We start from the raw sequence: 15697 nt of genomic DNA, 5'->3' as shown, positions 1-15697 counted from the left end.
AGGGGAGTAAGGGAGTAGGGGAATATGTTGTGATTGCAGATGACCGCAACGATCATATCCTTCACTGCCCTACTGCCCTACTGCCCTACTGCCCTAAACTATGCTTGCGCACCGCATCGCCGAACGCCTCGAAGATCTTGCGGGAAGGGGCATCGGAATGCACCCAATATTCCGGGTGCCACTGAACGCCGACGACAAATCCCTTGGCGTTCTTGACCGAAACGGCCTCTACCGTGCCGTCTTCGGCAACGGCCTCGACTTCAAGCTGCGGGGCAAGCTTGTCGATGGCCTGACGGTGAACGGAATTCACGCGCACGCTTTCTTCTTTCAGGATTTCCGCAAGGCATGAATTCGGGTTGAGCTTGATCGGGTGCTGGATGGCGAAGCGCTCGGCCTGGCTTTCGGATTCCGGCGCGCGGTGATCCATCCGTCCTTCGAGGTCCTGGATTTCGGTGGCGAGCGTGCCGCCCAGCGCGACGTTCAGTTCCTGTATGCCGCGGCAGATGGCCAGCACCGGAACACCCTTTTCAATGGCGGCCCGGATGAGCGGCAGCGAAGTGGCATCGCGAGCATTGTCATAGGGCTCGAATGCCGTGCTCGGCTCGACACCATAAAGGGCAGGGTGAACGTTCGATTTGGAACCCGTGATGAGAACACCGTCCACCGCATCCAGAATGGCATCGAGATCTATTCTGTCGCCAAAACTTGGCACCAGAAGCGGCGTTACACCTGCGACGTCGATGGCGGCTGCCAGATATTGCTGGGGCGCTGCGTGCCAGGTGTAGTTTTCAAATGGCTTCACATCGGTCGGTACGGCAACGAGAGGGCGAGAAGTCTTGGGCATAATGTTCGTATCCACCAGTCGGATTATGCTCTTATCTGCTCTGTTCCTTACTTCTCCGCAATGGGTCGCGCAATCACGAACAGGTGTCGTCTTTCGGCTGCGCCATAGGCCTTTCGTCGTGCCTTCTGTGTATTGTGTTGATTTGAACCGATTTTTACGGTCGAAGATGGTTCAAATGCCGATCTCTATATTCTAGGAAGGTATAAAGAGGGATTGGCAGTTGAGGGGATGAATGACTGACGATCAGCTTTTTTCCGTCAGGGGCAAGGTTATTGCCGTGACGGGAGGGTCTTCGGGGTTGGGCCTGCGCATGGTTCATGTGCTGGCGGGGCACGGTGCGCGCGTGATTTCGATCTCGCGCACCCATGCAGGCGAAAGCATTTGCCCATCGGGTGGCGAAGTGCTGGAAATCATGGCGGATGTAACCCATCCGGATGAAATCGTGCGTGCTTTTGATGAAGCGGAAGAACGCTTCGGACCGATAACGACGCTTTTCAACAATGCCGGGGTCGCGCATATGGCACGCGCGCTCGACACGACGCGCGATATGCTGGAGCATATATTCGAGGTCAATGTCGCAGGCGCCTTTTTTGTGGCGCAGGAAGCCGCGCGCCGCATGATCGAGCGCGGCGAGGGCGGCTCCATCGTCAATACGACCAGCATTCTGGGTGAGCGTCCGCAGAAGGGGGCTGCCGCCTATTCCATGTCCAAGGCCTGCGTGACGCAGATGACGCGGGCACTGGCGCTGGAATGGGCCGCGCACGATATTCGCGTCAACGCGATTTCCCCTGGATGGTTTCCAACGCGAATCAATGAAGATCAGCTACAAGGTCCTGCCGGGGGCTACTTCAAAGGGCGGAACCCGATGCGGCGCCTCGGCGAGCCTGAGGATCTGGACGGGGTTGTGCTGATGCTGGCTTCCGATGCCAGCCGCTATATGACGGGTTCCGTCATTACCGTGGATGGCGGTCATCAGCTCTGACAAGGTTGGAAGTTTCTTTAGCGGTTATTTCCCGCGTCGTGACTTGTATGGCAGGTTTTTTCTCTAACGGACGGGGGTCTGGCGGTAGAATATCCACATCGACTAATCTGGATTAATTCTCGGGAATGCGGAAACTAACCTGTCCCTGTTCTCCCATTTTAGCCATTTCAGTAATATTAGGACGACTAAAACATGTATGCCAATGGTTGTGATTGCCCGTTGCGGGTTGTGCGTCTGTGGTTTTCCTTAAAAAATATCTGAATACATCTTATGGTGGTTGTCGTAACAGCTTGTGGTTTAATATCCCGAAAGATATTTTTAAGTCATTAGTGCGATATTGCCTCCCCGTATAAGGGATAAATGCATCGATATGTGGCAAAGCCGTAAACCTGAGATACCTGCAGATGTGCGGCTATCTTTTCTCAGAGCGCTGTATGGTAATCGTACCACGCTCTGGTTTGGCTTGCTCGCGCACGTTGTAGCCTGTGTCGTCATCTATGTGAAAACCGATGACTGGCGCTATCTGGTTTTTGGCGGTGTGTTCGCCATCATTGCTGTTGGTCGCATCTTCGACATGCACAAGTTCGACCAGGCAAAACAGCAGTCGCTGTCTCATGCCGATCTCGACCGCTGGGAAACGCGCTATCTGATCGGCGCATCCGCCGTTTGCCTGACGCTCGGCATGTTGTGCTTCTTCTCAAGTTATGTGCTCAGGGATTCCTTCGCCGAACTTGCCAGCCTGACCGTGCTGCTTGCTTCGGTCGTTTCCATTGTGGGCCGCAACTATGCTTCGGCGAAAGCCGTTGTTCTGATGTCTGCCTGCACGCTTATTCCGGTTCTGGCCGGGCTTATTCTGGCGGGAACGCCGTTTCACGTCATCATTGGCCTGCTGCTGATCCCGTATTTCCTGTCCAATATCCAGATGGCAAACGGCCTGCGCGAGTTTCTCTTCGCTGCGGTCATGGGCAAGCGACGCCTGTCCATTGTGGCCGGGCGTTTCGATGCGGCGCTCAACAATATGCCGCAGGGTCTGCTGATGTTCGACAGCCAGCAGCGCATTGCAGTCATCAACAACAAGGCCAAGGCGATGTTGCAGATCGCCGAGCACACCAAGCTGCATGGCCGCAAGCTCGATGTCCTGCTGCGCTATTGCGCGAAGAAGGGACTGTTTCCGCAAAACGACCTGAAAAACGTGCATATGCGCATGCAGGATCTTTTGCTCGGCAAGCGCACGCGCGACATTTTCCAGCTTTCGAACCAGCGTTATATCGAATGTATCGGCAACCAGACCCTCAATGAAGGGGCGGTTCTGATGTTCGAGGACGTGACGCAGCGCGTGGAAGCGGAAGCGCGCATTCAGCATATGGCGCGTTATGACGGCCTGACAGGGCTGCCGAACCGCAATTATTTCGAAACCCTGGTGCGATCCATGCGTTCCCACCAGCAAGCGGGCACGCAGGCTGCGCTCATCGTCATCGACATCAATCATTTCAAGCATGTCAACGATACGTTGGGGCATCATACCGGTGACGTATTGCTGCGCCTGTTTGCAGAGCGGCTGAACTCGCTCGATCCGCAGCGCTTCGTCGCGTCACGCTTCGGCGGCGACGAATTCGTGGTGTTCGTCTTCAATCTGCGCAGCGAGGCCGACGTTGCAGGCGTGATGGATCATATCATGACCGTCGTGACCGGCGTCTACGATCTCGACGGCGATCAGGTGCATATCGATATCAGTGCGGGCATCGCGATCGAGGATATCGGAAGATGCGATGTTGGCAGCATGCATATCAGCGCCGATCTGGCGCTCTACGAAGCCAAAAGCATGGAAGACAAGCCCTGGTCGATCTTCATCGATGCGATGGACACCAAGTATCGCGGGCGCCAGAAACTCAAAGCCGATTTACGGCTTGCCATCGAACATGGCGAGATCAAGGTCGTCTATCAGCCCATCGTCAGCGCGCAGTCCCTGCGCGTTGTTGCGTGTGAAGCGCTGGCGCGCTGGGAGCATCCGCAGCTTGGCTTTGTGCCGCCTGCGGAATTCATTCCGCTTGCGGAAGAAATGGGCATCATCACCGACATTACCCGCTTCATGCTGGCGCAGGCCTGTGCCGACTGTCTGTCATGGGGCGACCGCATCGGCGTTTCGGTCAATCTTTCGGCCATCGATCTGAAAAGCAATGACATCGCCCGCGACATCGCCAATGCCTTGCAGAAATCGGGCCTTCCGGCTCACCGCCTTGAGGTGGAAGTGACGGAAAGCGCCATCATCTCGGACCGCAACAAGACTTCGATGGTGTTGCAGCGGCTCAAGAATGCCGGGATCAATATCGCACTGGATGATTTCGGCACCGGCTATTCCAGTCTCAGCTATCTCAACACCTTGCCATTGACCAAGGTGAAGGTCGACCGCTCCTTCGTGCGCGACATCACCACCGACCGGCGCTCGCTCATGCTGCTTCGCGGCGTTACCCAGCTTTCGCACGAGCTTGGGCTGGGCGTGACGGTCGAAGGTGTCGAAACCGAGGAACAGCTTGCGCTGATCCGTGTAGCGGCTGGCGCTGATCTCGTGCAGGGCTACCTTCTCGGCATGCCCGTGCCTGTCGAAGCGATCAGCGCCATGACCGCAAAGGCCGCGGCGCGACGCGACGGCGGACGTACCGTCGCCTGATTATTCCCCGACCAGCAGCATCGCGAAAACTGTCTCGCATTATCCTGCGCGTCGAAGCGTGATGTGAAACCAGTCCGGTGGACTGGTTTCCGCGTAAAGGGCTTTTCAGTTTTGGCTCGAAAATGCTCTATCTGTTTGTTTTCACGTATGTCTTTATCCCGAAACCGGTTCCCCCTTTCGGGAGACATGCTCTAGCGCCTTGTCGTTGCCCGAATTTTCGAATGGCTGGGGCGCATGTCGCGTTTTTTACATAACTCGTCTGTACTGGTTCTTTTACAAAAGGCATAAATTTGAATATTATTGAAATAGTAGGGATTTTTTCGGTTCTTTTATCGTGACACTATTGCGATAGGAGGATTTATATAAGTATATGTAAATATACTTATATAAAGTCAATTTAAAATTCAATTTATTTATTTAAGGGGAGGCGATGAAGCGATTTCTGCGTTATGCTTTGTATGGTTTTATCGGGCTTGTTGTTCTTGCTGGTGTCGGAACGGCTGTGTTCTGGAGGAAAATCCACGAAACCTGGGCTGTTTATCAGTATGCCCAGATATTCAAGGGACCGGAAATTTTTGAAAACTTCCGCAATGTTTACAACCGCTATCCGTCGGTGCGCATCCCGCGTGAGGGCGAGGTCAGCCCGCTGCCGAAAGAGGAACGGCCTCTGCCGGAAACTTTCGTCTATAAGGGCGAAATCTGCAAGGTTTCCGATTGGCTGCAGCGTGGCGGCACAACCGGGTTCATCGTGCTGAAGGATGGTGTGATCGTTCATGAAGAATATGACCACGGCAATAGCGAGACTAGTCCGGCAATCGCATTTTCGGTTTCGAAATCGGTTGTTTCCTTCCTTGTCGGTAACGCCGTTCGGGATGGCTTGATCGATATCAGCCAACCGGTCGACCACTATGCGCCGGTGCTGGCTGAGGGCGGCTACAAAGGTGTGACCGTCAAGAACGTGCTGCAGATGGCATCCGGTATCGGATTCAACGAGAACTATGGCGATCTCAATTCCGATATCGTTCGATATGCTGTCGAGCTTCTGACCGGCTCGATCACGAATTTCACCGCGCATCTGAAAAATGAGCGCCCGCAGGGAACTCTCAGCCACTACGTGTCGGCGGATACCCAGGTTCTCGGGCTGGTTCTGGAGGGCGCAACCGGTATTCCTTTTCAGGATTACATGAAGGACAAGCTCTGGTCGAAGCTTGGGGCCGAGGCCGATGCATATTGGGCGGTGGACCCGCATGGCGAGGCTGCTGCTTCGGCTGGCATGAATGCAGTCCTTCGTGACTATGCGCGTTTCGGCCTGCTCTATCTTAATGAGGGTCGCAACTTCAAGGGCGAGCAGCTTGTACCCGCGCAATGGGTGCACGATTCGGTAACGCCGGATGCGCCCTATCTGATGCCGGGTCGCAAGGATGCGCTTGGCAAGATTCCTTTCGGCTATGGCTATCAGTGGTGGACGCCGGTTGACTGGCAGGGCGACTTTAGCGCCGTCGGCATCTATGGGCAGTTCATCTATGTCAATCCGGCCCAGGGTGTGGTGATTGCAAAGACCTCGGCGCATTCCAGTTACAATGTCGACGGACAGGATATGAAGGACGAAACGATCCATGCGTTTCAGGCTATCGCCAACGCGCTTTGAGGGTCCGTTTTCAAATTAAGGCAGAAGCGTAAAATGGCCCGGAATGGGGCCATTTTGCATTTTCATCCCGCTTTTAGCGCGCAAAAGCGCTGTTCAATTGTGGCGACGGAGTGTTGATTGCAAGGCAATAGGAAGGCAGCGCACAAAGTTATATCTTTACACGCTGTTAAAGGTGCATATTCTGCGCACTGATTTGTGGGGTGCGGAAAATCGATTGCATGACGAATACGGCTGTTACAGGCGATAAACCGCCATTGTCTAATTTCGCGCGACAGCTGTTGCAGTTTCTCGATCGGGTGGAATATCGCCGCATCGTCCACGCGGAGGATCTCGAGGAAATCGGTCGTCTGCGCTACCGCTCCTATCGTACGCGCAATGTCATGCACGAGGCGGAAGTGCCGTCGATCGTCGATGATATCGACCGCGACAGCCATGCCTTTGTCTATGGCGTATATGTGGACGGGCAACTGGTCAGCACGCTACGCATCCATCACATCACGCCCGATCATCGTCGCGGCACGAGCTATGCGCTGTTCCCCGATATTCTCGATCCGCTGCTCAATAGCGGCATGCATTTTGTCGATCCGACCCGTTTTGCCGCTGATCCGGAGCTTTTGAGCGAATATCCGGCCATTCCTTACATAACGCTGCGCATAGCGGCGATGGCGTCTGAATTTTTCGCGGCGGATCAATGCCTGGCCTCGGTCAAGCCGGAGCATATGGCGTTCTACAAGCGCATTTTCGGCACTTCTGTCATGGCCGATGCGCGCGAACATGAGGGCTATGGAATCAGGGTCGGGCTCGGCGCCGCTCCCATTCGCAATATCCGCGATGCGGTGGCTGTGCGTTTTCCGTTTTTCAAGTCGCAGCCGCATGAACGCCAAGCGATGTTCGGCGACATGCGCGGCAGTTCCGTGCCGCTGACGATTTTGCCGACGGCGAAATATACTGGCCTCGGTGTATAAGAATCTAAAAACAACGCCGGATATTAAACAATTAAATGTAGCCAGAGGGGTAGTTTCGCTTTACGAAGATTGCGGAACCGCTTCTGCGGAGAGAGGGTAGCTGCGACGAAAAGCCTTGCTGTCAATGCATGGGTTTATTCGGTCGCACATTGAAGATTGCAGTTATTTTCGCTTAACATGACGGTGTATGGGCGGAAATTCTGAATGGGTGGAACTAAAATGGCAGAACATCATACAACGGCTCCGGCTGAACTTGGCGCACCGATGGACTATGCTGAGCATGAGAAAACTTATGCCGGTTTTGCGGGCCTGGTTAAATGGGCCACGGTGGCGCTCGTTGCCCTTATGATTGCCATGGCGTTCGGCTTTTTTGCTGGTGGTTTCTTCTCCGCGACCGTTCTTTTCATTCTAGTCTGTGTCGCTGCCTGGTTCATCCTCTAGCGCATTCATTCCCTGCCGGATAAATACATCCGGTAGCGGTTCGATGCAGCTTTGGTGCTGAACCGGGATTAACCCGCACGATTTGATCGAATGCCTTGGCATGGGGTACCGTGCCGAGGGTTTATGCATGTCTGTATCTCAGTCTATTTTAACGAGCTCTGGAGCGCCTTGCGCCCAACCAGTATTCCAGCCGCATCTATGCGACGCCAAACGGAAAGATTTGGCTGCAAGATGTTCCGAAGCCCGTAATTCTGCCGACCGGAATCAACCCCGGATGAACGCCACGAAAGGGAAACCAGCTTGGCCCAGACGTTATTTATCCCGAAAGAGAGTGATCCCAGCGAGACCCGCGTTGCGGCATCGGCGGAGACGGTGAAGAAATTCATCGCGCTCGGCTTCGATGTCGTCGTCGAAAAAGGCGCCGGTGAGAAATCGCGCATTCCCGATGCCGAGTTTACGGCAGCCGGTGCCCGCATCGGCACGACGGCGGATGCCAAAACGGCAGACGTCATTTTGAAAGTGCGCCGTCCTACGGATACGGAACTCAAAGGGTATAAATCGGGCGCAGCACTGTTTGCCATGCTTGATCCCTATGGTCATGAAGATGCGGTGGCGGCACTTGCCAAGGCCGGAATTTCTGCTTTCACCATGGAGTTCATGCCGCGCATCACCCGTGCGCAGGTGATGGACGTGCTGTCGTCACAGGCAAATCTTGCCGGTTATCAGGCCGTGATCGACGCGGCGGAAGTCTATGACCGCGCCATGCCGATGATGATGACGGCAGCCGGTACGGTTCCCGCCGCCAAGGTTTTCGTGATGGGGGCAGGCGTTGCCGGTCTTCAGGCCATTGCAACGGCACGCCGTCTCGGTGCGGTCGTGACGGCTACCGACGTTCGCCCTGCCGCCAAGGAACAGGTCGCCTCGCTCGGTGCGAAATTCATCGCCGTCGAGGATGATGAGTTCAAGGCTGCCGAAACCTCTGGCGGTTACGCCAAGGAAATGTCGAAGGAATATCAGGCGAAGCAGGCCGCACTCGTTGCCGACCATATCGCCAAGCAGGATATCGTCATTACCACGGCGCTCATTCCGGGCCGTCCGGCCCCGCGTCTGGTGTCCAAGGAAATGGTCGCTTCCATGCGTCCGGGTTCCGTTCTGGTCGATCTCGCCGTCGAGCGCGGCGGCAATGTCGAAGGCGCTGTGCCCGGTCAAGTTGCCGAAGTGAATGGCGTCAGAATTGTCGGCCATCTCAACATGTCGGGCCGCATCGCTGCGAGCGCATCGCAGCTTTATGCGCGCAACCTGATCGCTTTCCTTGAAACGCTTGTCGACAAGGAAACCAAGCTGCTCAAGATCGATCCGCAGGACGAGCTGGTCAAGGCAACGCTTCTGACCCATCAGGGCGCGATCCTGCATCCGGCTTTCGCCAAGGCTGATGCCGCGCCTGCAGCCGAAAAGCCAGCGAAACCCGCTGCCAAGCCGAAAGCGGCACCGAAGCCGAAAGTGGCGAAGGCAGAAGTAGTCGGCGATGCCAAACCGGCACCGAAAGTGGCGAAAAAAGCGCCTGCAAAAGCACCGAAGGCTGCCGCAAAGTCTTCGTCTTCCCCCAAGTCTCCTGTTGATGGAGGAGAGGCATAATGGCCGAAACTAGTCTCGATAAAGCTCTTGAGAGCCTGAACCAGGCCGCAGATGCTGTCCGTCAGGCTGCGGAAAACGCCGGTGGTCTGGGTGATGCTGCGGCGGCTGCCGCGCATGCCGCATCGGGCGGCGCGATCGATCCGTTCGTGTTCCGCTTTGCGATTTTCATTCTGGCGATTTTCGTCGGCTATTACGTCGTGTGGTCGGTTACGCCTGCGCTGCACACCCCATTGATGGCCGTTACCAACGCCATTTCATCGGTGATCGTGGTGGGTGCGCTTCTGGCCGTCGGCCTTTCGCTTTCGGGCTGGGCAACCGGCTTCGGTTTCATTGCGCTAATTCTGGCGAGCGTCAACATTTTCGGCGGCTTCCTGGTCACCCAGCGCATGCTCGCCATGTACAAGAAAAAAGAAAAGTGAGGCTGAACCATTATGAGCGTTAATCTCGCAGCCTTCCTTTACCTCGTTTCCGGCGTGCTGTTCATTCTGGCGCTGCGCGGCCTGTCGCATCCGACGACCAGCCGTCAGGGCAATATGTACGGCATGATCGGTATGGCGATTTCCATCGTCACCACGCTTCTGCTGGCGCGTCCAAGTTTCGGCGGTCTGGCGCTGATCGTCATCGGCATCGCCATCGGTGGTGGCATCGGTGCAGTCATTGCGCGCCGCATCGCCATGACGGCCATGCCGCAGCTTGTCGCCGCGTTCCACTCGCTGATCGGCCTTGCTGCCGTTCTGGTGGCCGCTGCCGCAATTTACTCGCCGCATTCCTTCGGTATCGGCGAAGTAAGTCAGATCCATGGTCAGGCGCTGATCGAAATGTCGCTGGGCGTCGCCATTGGCGCGATCACCTTCACCGGCTCGATCATCGCCTTCCTCAAACTCGACGGTCGCATGTCGGGCAAGCCGATCATGCTGCCGGGACGTCATGTCATCAATGCCGCGCTGGCCGCAGCTATCGTGCTGCTGGTTGTTGTGCTGGTGAACACCGAAAGCCATTTCGTGTTCTGGCTGATCGTGCTTCTGTCGCTGGTATTCGGTGTGCTGATCATCGTGCCGATCGGCGGCGCGGACATGCCGGTCGTGGTCTCCATGCTCAATTCCTATTCGGGCTGGGCAGCGGCAGGCATCGGCTTCACGCTTGGCAATCTGGCGCTGATCATCACTGGCGCGCTGGTCGGTTCGTCGGGCGCGATCCTGTCCTACATCATGTGTAAGGGCATGAACCGCTCGTTCATCTCGGTCATTCTTGGCGGCTTTGGCGGCGATACGTCTGGCGGCCCGGCGGGCGAGGTTGAACAGCGTCCGGTCAAGCAGGGTTCTGCCGACGATGCGGCCTTCATCATGAAGAACGCTTCCAAGGTCATCATCGTGCCGGGCTACGGCATGGCGGTCGCACAGGCGCAGCACGCGCTGCGTGAAATGGCCGACAAGCTCAAGGCGGAAGGCGTGGAAGTCAAATACGCCATCCATCCGGTGGCCGGTCGTATGCCGGGACATATGAACGTGCTGCTGGCTGAGGCCAACGTGCCTTACGATGAAGTGTTCGAGCTGGAAGACATCAATTCGGAATTCGCGCAGGCCGATGTGGCTTTCGTGATCGGCGCGAATGACGTCACCAATCCGGCCGCGAAGACCGATCCGAAGTCACCGATCTTCGGCATGCCGATCCTCGATGTCGACAAGGCCGGCACGGTTCTGTTCATCAAGCGCGGCATGGGCTCAGGCTATGCGGGCGTGGAAAACGAACTGTTCTTCCGCGACAACACCATGATGCTCTTCGCCGATGCGAAGAAGATGGTCGAGAGCATTGTGAAGGCGTTGGACCACTAAGAAGGGAATAGGGGAGTAGGGGAATAGGGCAGTATGTTTGACTTACAAATATACGGACCGTATTTCCTTACTCCCTTACTCCCTTACTCCCTTACTCCCTTACTCCCTTACTCCCTTACTCCCCTAACATCGCATCCTGCAAAGCGCGCAGTTCGGCGATCTTCGAGCCGGGCTGCGGTGCAGCATTGGCATAGGTGATGAGTTCGCCCTTCTTGATCGGCGCGATGACCGAGCCGTTTTGCAGAAGGCCGCAGGGAATGGCCTTGGCCGCACGCGCTTCAGGCGTCGTCATGATCCATGAGCGGTAGCAATATTGCCCGATGGCATCGAGACGGTCGCCGGGCTGCAAATCCTTCTTGGCAACCGCGCAGACTTCCGCCACCGGCTTCGGCAGCGGCACCATATCGGCCTTGCCGTGCAACACCACGCGCGCCACGGTCAGAGGCACTTCCAGCGAAGTGAGGTGGAAGGGGCGGTGGAAGGTGAAATAGGGGCCTTTGCCCATCTTCAAATCTTCCAGACGCTCGACAAGGCGGGGATGCTCCATCTTGGCGATGACGAAGACGCCGGGCGACACACCACGCCCGATGGAATAATCGACCACGCCCGACTTGTTGAGCACGCCGCCGTCTTCCTTCGGGATCAAAGTGCGGTTCAGCTCGTCGATTGCGGCTCTGGGGCCGTGCATGCCCGCAATGTCCGGCACAAGTCCGGTGGCGTTGGCGATGGCCGCCATTTCAACCATCGTCTTGGAGCCGTCGATGAATTCCACCAGCAGGCGGACATTCATGTTCCGGCGGTCGGCTTCTTCCTGATAATCATCAGGCGTGGCGTCGAAATTGAGCGGATTGTTCTTGCCCTTGCCAGCGGCTACCACCTTGTGGCCCATGGCGGACACGAATTCGATCAGCTCCATGCAGGATGACGGTTCATCGCCAGCGCCCAGCGAATAGATCACGCCCTGCTTGTCGGCCTCGGCCTTGAGATAGGGCCCGATGGTGACATCGGCTTCGACATTCATCATGACGAGATGCTTGCCGTTGCGGATCGCCTTGATGCCGGTCTCGGCACCCACTTCCGGGATGCCGGTCGCATCGATGATGACATCGAGCAGCGGGTTGGAAAGGATCAGGTCATTGTCGCCGGTGACGGCGATCTTGCCATTCTCGATGGCGCGGGTCATTGCCGCTTCGCTATTGGCTTCTTGCGCGTTGTCTTCGTCGCCATAGGCGGTGCGCACAGCTTTGAACGTGTTGGGAAGCCTGCGGGCGGAAAGCGCTCCGACTTCGATGCCTTGCATCCGCGCGACCTGCGTGACGATGTCGGTGCCCATTTCGCCAGCGCCGATAAGACCGATGCGGATCGGCTTGCCGGTTTCGGCCCGCGCTGCAAGATCGCGCGCCAGTCCAACCAGTGCCACATTTGTCGTCATGAAACTCTCCGCAAAACTTCAAGGCCGCTTCTTCGCGGTAATTTTGTCACGCTTATGTTGTTATAGATGCGTATTGGATGAACAGTCTCTATATCAACACTGGCATGCGCGCACCTTCAAACTGCGCGACAAAATATACATCCTTTTAGAGGGCCACCGGAGCCAAAATGAGCAGCGTATCCCCTTTCGATCTCGTGATCTTCGACTGTGACGGTGTTCTCGTCGATAGCGAGCCGCTTTCCTGTCTTGCCTTTGAGCAGGTCTATGCCAATCACGGCATGAAACTGCCGGAAGGCACAGTCGCCAAGGGCATCGGCATGAAGCAGGCCGATATCATGAAGATGATCGAGGATATGACCGGACACCGTCTGCCGGAAGAGGCCACGAGCCAGTTCTGGCCCGAAACGAAGATCCTGTTTGCCGAAGCCTTGCAGCCCACCGTTGGCATCGCCAGTTTTCTGCGCGAACTGCCGCAAAAGCGCTGCGTGGCTTCGTCGTCGCAGCCCGAACGCATCGCGTTCAGTCTGGAAAAGACCGGTATCAGCCACTATTTCGGCGATGCGGTCTATTCGTCCAGCATGGTCAAGCGCGGCAAGCCAGCGCCGGACCTGTTCCTGTTCGCAGCCGACAAAATGGGTGTCGATCCGGCGCGTTGCGTGGTGATCGAGGACTCACCCTTCGGTGTCGAAGGAGCCATCGCGGCAGGCATGACGGCATTCGGCTATACTGGCGGCGGACATACTTATGCCGGGCACGCAGAAAAATTGACGGGCAAGGGTGCGCATCAGGTTTTCTCGCACTGGGATGATATTGCCCGGGAAATTCTGGTTGCCGCCTAAGTTTTATTGGTTAAACACAATGCAAATCACATCAGCAGGAATAGCCAGCGAATGAAAGACGCAATCACGCTCGACCAGTTGCGCGAGGCAATCGGCACGGAAATCGGATGTTCCGAGTGGCGCGAAGTCACGCAGGAAATGATCAGCCAGTTCGCGGATGCAACCGACGATCATCAGTTCATTCATGTCGATCCGGAACGCGCTGCCAAGGAAACGCCGTTTGGCGGCACCATTGCGCATGGCTTTCTGACGCTGTCGCTTTTGTCGACACTGGCCTATGAAGCGCTTCCGATGCTGGAGGGGGCTACGATGGGCATCAATTACGGCTTCGACAAGCTGCGCTTCCTGTCGCCGGTCAAAACCGGTTCGCGCGTGCGCGCCCGCTTCAAGCTTGCCGATGCGGATATCCGTCCGTCAGGCCGCGTGGTCAATCACTATGATGTGACGCTGGAAATCGAAAACTCGCTGAAGCCTGCGCTGACGGCAACCTGGTTGACGATTGCCGTTGTAGCGCCACCGGAGGGTTAAGCCGCTTTGCGGTATTGAACCGGAAGCCGTCCTTCTTCATCGAGAGGGGCGGCTTTTTCTTTGTGCTCCGTCATCAGCTCGCGGAAGAAGAACGGGCCGTGCAGGAACATGCCGAAGTCGTAGAAATTCTTCTTCTCCGCCCCGCGCATATAAAGCAGATGCATCAGGAAGAAATTGCCTTTCGAGCGCTTGTAGCGGTTTTCGCTGTGCACGTTCTTGAAGCGGATGCGGTTGATGAGCGGCGGGTTGGCGGTCTTCAGCTTGAGGACCTTGGCCGGGTCCGAACCGTAGAAGTGGATGATGTCGGTCAGCGCCTGGAATTCCGACCACAGGACCGGGCTTTCCTCGATCACCACCCGCGCGTCCTCGCGCAATGATTTCGCCTTGGGGTGAAGCGCGATCATCATCAGACATGAGCCGATGGCAAGCAGAGAGACCGGCTGTTTTGCCAGAAGATCGGGACGCTCGCGCTGCAGATCGGCAAGCGCTTCCACTGCCGGAACCGTGCCGAGACTATGCGCAACGATGATGACTTCATCGGCATCGCTGGCTTCGATCTTCCGTTTCAGGGCTTCTGCAAAGGCCTTGCGCCGCTGGTTGAGCTTTTCGTTTCGCCCGTGAATACGATCATAGGCCGCGGACCAGTCGTCGAGCAGATAGGACATGAAAAACCGGTCGCCGGGCTTGCGCACGAGCAGGGTCGCGACGATGGCGGCTAACGGCACCGACCATAAGAGATGCAGCGTCGGAATGCCTGCGGCTATCGGTGCGAAGGCGAGCAGGGCAGCTATAGCCAGAATCGCCAGCGACAGCAGAAACGGCCACAGGAAAAACAGGACAAAGCGCCAGCTCGTCGTCAGATAGCGCCACAGCGTTCCGGTGAAGAGGATGTTCAGGAATGCGTGAAAGCCGGTCAGCATCCGCTTCGGTGTCGAGCGCGCGGCGTAATCGTCGAAAATATCCGCAGTGCCAAACTGGCAGAACTCGGTTTCCGTCTGCCAGCCATTGCCCATGGTGACGGCGGTGGTCGTGCCGCAATCATCAGGCTCTTCCGTCATGGGCGGAAGCTTGGTCTTTGCCTTCCACAGGCGGTCGAAATCCTTCAGGGCCTGGGCGTGGCGCACGCGGACGGCTTTCGGGTGCAGGCCTTCATAGCCTGTGAACTGGATAACGAGTCGTTTGCGGAGGGGCATCAGGAGAATCGGATAAAATGAGAGGGGGCATTATCGGTTTGCTGGCAAAATGCTATGCGTAGCCATTGAGGCCGAATTATGCGGGAAACGTGCGCCATTTAGCCTATTCACGCGATTGCGACCATAGTAAATCGTGCGCAAGCCGGTAATTCACGCAAGCCGGTGGGCAAAGTTGCATCTTGAGGTGGACAGGGTTGGCTCTTTCTGGTAATAGCCACGACCAATTTGCAGCGTATCCGTTGCGAAGCTTGGGAGCCTTTGGGCGTTGATCGGCCGGTCAGACCGGCTGAAATCGTTAAAAGACCCCCTAACGGCCTCAGGCTTAACCGAAATTCTAACCGATACGGGAATACACGTGCAGGTACTCGTCCGCGATAATAATGTTGATCAGGCTCTCCGCGCTCTCAAGAAAAAGATGCAGCGCGAAGGTATCTTCCGCGAAATGAAGATGCGCGGCCACTATGAAAAGCCGTCCGAAAAGCGCGCTCGCGAAAAGGCAGAAGCCGTTCGTCGCGCACGCAAGCTGGCCCGCAAGCGCGCTCAGCGTGAAGGCCTCATCGGCGGCCGTCCGGGCGCTCGCTGATCGACTTTAAAAACGGGCGCTGTTGAACGGCGCCTTTTTTGCTTTCCGGTGCTGGCTTCCGCTTGCGCCGGATTTTGCACGTTTTGACTTTAGATATTTGAGATCGT

General features: G+C 56.5%; 14 protein-coding genes. 11 read left to right on the top strand and 3 right to left on the bottom strand.

Annotated elements, in window-relative coordinates; all coding sequences use genetic code 11:
- Positions 1-85 precede the first annotated feature (85 nt).
- Positions 86-844: a gamma-glutamyl-gamma-aminobutyrate hydrolase family protein gene (locus F9K91_RS02945; protein WP_151558717.1), complete on the bottom strand. Its 759-nt coding sequence runs from the start codon at positions 842-844 to the stop codon at positions 86-88.
- Positions 845-1076: 232 nt separating this feature from the next.
- Here F9K91_RS02945 and F9K91_RS02940 point away from each other — a divergent pair, with 232 nt between their 5' ends.
- The 8 genes from F9K91_RS02940 to F9K91_RS02905 all read left to right on the top strand — a co-directional run bounded on the left by F9K91_RS02940 (position 1077) and on the right by F9K91_RS02905 (position 11015).
- Entirely contained in the window at positions 1077-1826 is a 750-nt protein-coding gene (locus F9K91_RS02940) for an SDR family NAD(P)-dependent oxidoreductase (protein ID WP_012091458.1), read from the top strand.
- Positions 1827-2196: 370 nt separating this feature from the next.
- Positions 2197-4494, top strand: a complete 2298-nt coding sequence (locus F9K91_RS02935; RefSeq protein ID WP_151558715.1) for a putative bifunctional diguanylate cyclase/phosphodiesterase — start codon at positions 2197-2199, stop codon at positions 4492-4494.
- A 430-nt stretch (positions 4495-4924) separates the two neighbouring features.
- A complete protein-coding gene (locus F9K91_RS02930; RefSeq protein WP_151677154.1) occupies positions 4925-6142 on the top strand; it encodes a serine hydrolase domain-containing protein in 1218 nt (405 codons plus the stop codon).
- Positions 6143-6360: 218 nt separating this feature from the next.
- The gene (locus F9K91_RS02925; RefSeq protein WP_061345779.1) at positions 6361-7107 is read left to right on the top strand and encodes an N-acyl amino acid synthase FeeM domain-containing protein; all 747 of its coding nucleotides are present in this window, start codon (positions 6361-6363) and stop codon (positions 7105-7107) included.
- A 219-nt stretch (positions 7108-7326) separates the two neighbouring features.
- Positions 7327-7548, top strand: a complete 222-nt coding sequence (locus F9K91_RS02920) for an aa3-type cytochrome c oxidase subunit IV (protein WP_061345780.1) — start codon at positions 7327-7329, stop codon at positions 7546-7548.
- A 300-nt stretch (positions 7549-7848) separates the two neighbouring features.
- Positions 7849-9183, top strand: coding sequence for a Re/Si-specific NAD(P)(+) transhydrogenase subunit alpha (locus tag F9K91_RS02915; RefSeq protein ID WP_151677153.1), 1335 nt, complete (start codon positions 7849-7851; stop codon positions 9181-9183).
- Positions 9183-9602 carry an NAD(P) transhydrogenase subunit alpha part 2 gene (locus F9K91_RS02910; protein WP_078341226.1) on the top strand — a complete coding sequence of 140 codons (420 nt, stop codon included), beginning with the start codon at positions 9183-9185 and terminating at the stop codon, positions 9600-9602. The genes F9K91_RS02915 and F9K91_RS02910 overlap by 1 nt, the downstream gene beginning before the upstream one ends.
- A 12-nt stretch (positions 9603-9614) precedes the next feature.
- Positions 9615-11015 carry an NAD(P)(+) transhydrogenase (Re/Si-specific) subunit beta gene (locus F9K91_RS02905; RefSeq protein WP_151677152.1) on the top strand — a complete coding sequence of 467 codons (1401 nt, stop codon included), beginning with the start codon at positions 9615-9617 and terminating at the stop codon, positions 11013-11015.
- Positions 11016-11130: 115 nt separating this feature from the next.
- Here the strand turns inward: F9K91_RS02905 and F9K91_RS02900 are convergent, their stop codons facing one another.
- Positions 11131-12447, bottom strand: coding sequence for a 1-deoxy-D-ribulose 5-phosphate reductoisomerase (locus tag F9K91_RS02900; protein ID WP_151677151.1), 1317 nt, complete (start codon positions 12445-12447; stop codon positions 11131-11133).
- Positions 12448-12614: 167 nt separating this feature from the next.
- Here F9K91_RS02900 and F9K91_RS02895 point away from each other — a divergent pair, with 167 nt between their 5' ends.
- A complete protein-coding gene (locus F9K91_RS02895) occupies positions 12615-13286 on the top strand; it encodes an HAD family hydrolase (RefSeq protein WP_151556011.1) in 672 nt (223 codons plus the stop codon).
- Positions 13287-13337: 51 nt separating this feature from the next.
- Positions 13338-13814, top strand: a complete 477-nt coding sequence (locus tag F9K91_RS02890; RefSeq protein WP_151677150.1) for a MaoC family dehydratase — start codon at positions 13338-13340, stop codon at positions 13812-13814.
- On the opposite strand, the gene F9K91_RS02885 is transcribed toward F9K91_RS02890, so the two are convergent.
- Positions 13811-15007, bottom strand: coding sequence for an alpha/beta hydrolase (locus tag F9K91_RS02885; RefSeq protein ID WP_151677149.1), 1197 nt, complete (start codon positions 15005-15007; stop codon positions 13811-13813). The two genes, F9K91_RS02890 and F9K91_RS02885, sit on opposite strands and share 4 nt — an antisense overlap.
- A 355-nt stretch (positions 15008-15362) precedes the next feature.
- On the opposite strand from F9K91_RS02885, the gene rpsU reads away from it, so the two are divergent.
- On the top strand, positions 15363-15590 hold the full coding sequence (gene rpsU, locus F9K91_RS02880; protein WP_010659458.1) for a 30S ribosomal protein S21: 228 nt from the start codon (positions 15363-15365) through the stop codon (positions 15588-15590).
- The last annotated feature ends 107 nt before the right edge of the window (positions 15591-15697 follow it).

Source organism: Brucella tritici (assembly GCF_008932295.1).
Classification (GTDB): domain Bacteria; phylum Pseudomonadota; class Alphaproteobacteria; order Rhizobiales; family Rhizobiaceae; genus Brucella; species Brucella tritici.
This window is presented reverse-complemented; position numbering and strand designations above follow the sequence as displayed.

Coding starts and splice junctions, on each gene's coding strand:
- F9K91_RS02945 (WP_151558717.1), bottom strand. CDS start 844: ATGCCCAAGACTTCTCGCCCTCTCGTTGCCGTACCGACCGATGTGAAG.
- F9K91_RS02940 (WP_012091458.1), top strand. CDS start 1,077: ATGACTGACGATCAGCTTTTTTCCGTCAGGGGCAAGGTTATTGCCGTG.
- F9K91_RS02935 (WP_151558715.1), top strand. CDS start 2,197: ATGTGGCAAAGCCGTAAACCTGAGATACCTGCAGATGTGCGGCTATCT.
- F9K91_RS02930 (WP_151677154.1), top strand. CDS start 4,925: ATGAAGCGATTTCTGCGTTATGCTTTGTATGGTTTTATCGGGCTTGTT.
- F9K91_RS02925 (WP_061345779.1), top strand. CDS start 6,361: ATGACGAATACGGCTGTTACAGGCGATAAACCGCCATTGTCTAATTTC.
- F9K91_RS02920 (WP_061345780.1), top strand. CDS start 7,327: ATGGCAGAACATCATACAACGGCTCCGGCTGAACTTGGCGCACCGATG.
- F9K91_RS02910 (WP_078341226.1), top strand. CDS start 9,183: ATGGCCGAAACTAGTCTCGATAAAGCTCTTGAGAGCCTGAACCAGGCC.
- F9K91_RS02905 (WP_151677152.1), top strand. CDS start 9,615: ATGAGCGTTAATCTCGCAGCCTTCCTTTACCTCGTTTCCGGCGTGCTG.
- F9K91_RS02900 (WP_151677151.1), bottom strand. CDS start 12,447: ATGACGACAAATGTGGCACTGGTTGGACTGGCGCGCGATCTTGCAGCG.
- F9K91_RS02895 (WP_151556011.1), top strand. CDS start 12,615: ATGAGCAGCGTATCCCCTTTCGATCTCGTGATCTTCGACTGTGACGGT.
- F9K91_RS02890 (WP_151677150.1), top strand. CDS start 13,338: ATGAAAGACGCAATCACGCTCGACCAGTTGCGCGAGGCAATCGGCACG.
- F9K91_RS02885 (WP_151677149.1), bottom strand. CDS start 15,007: ATGCCCCTCCGCAAACGACTCGTTATCCAGTTCACAGGCTATGAAGGC.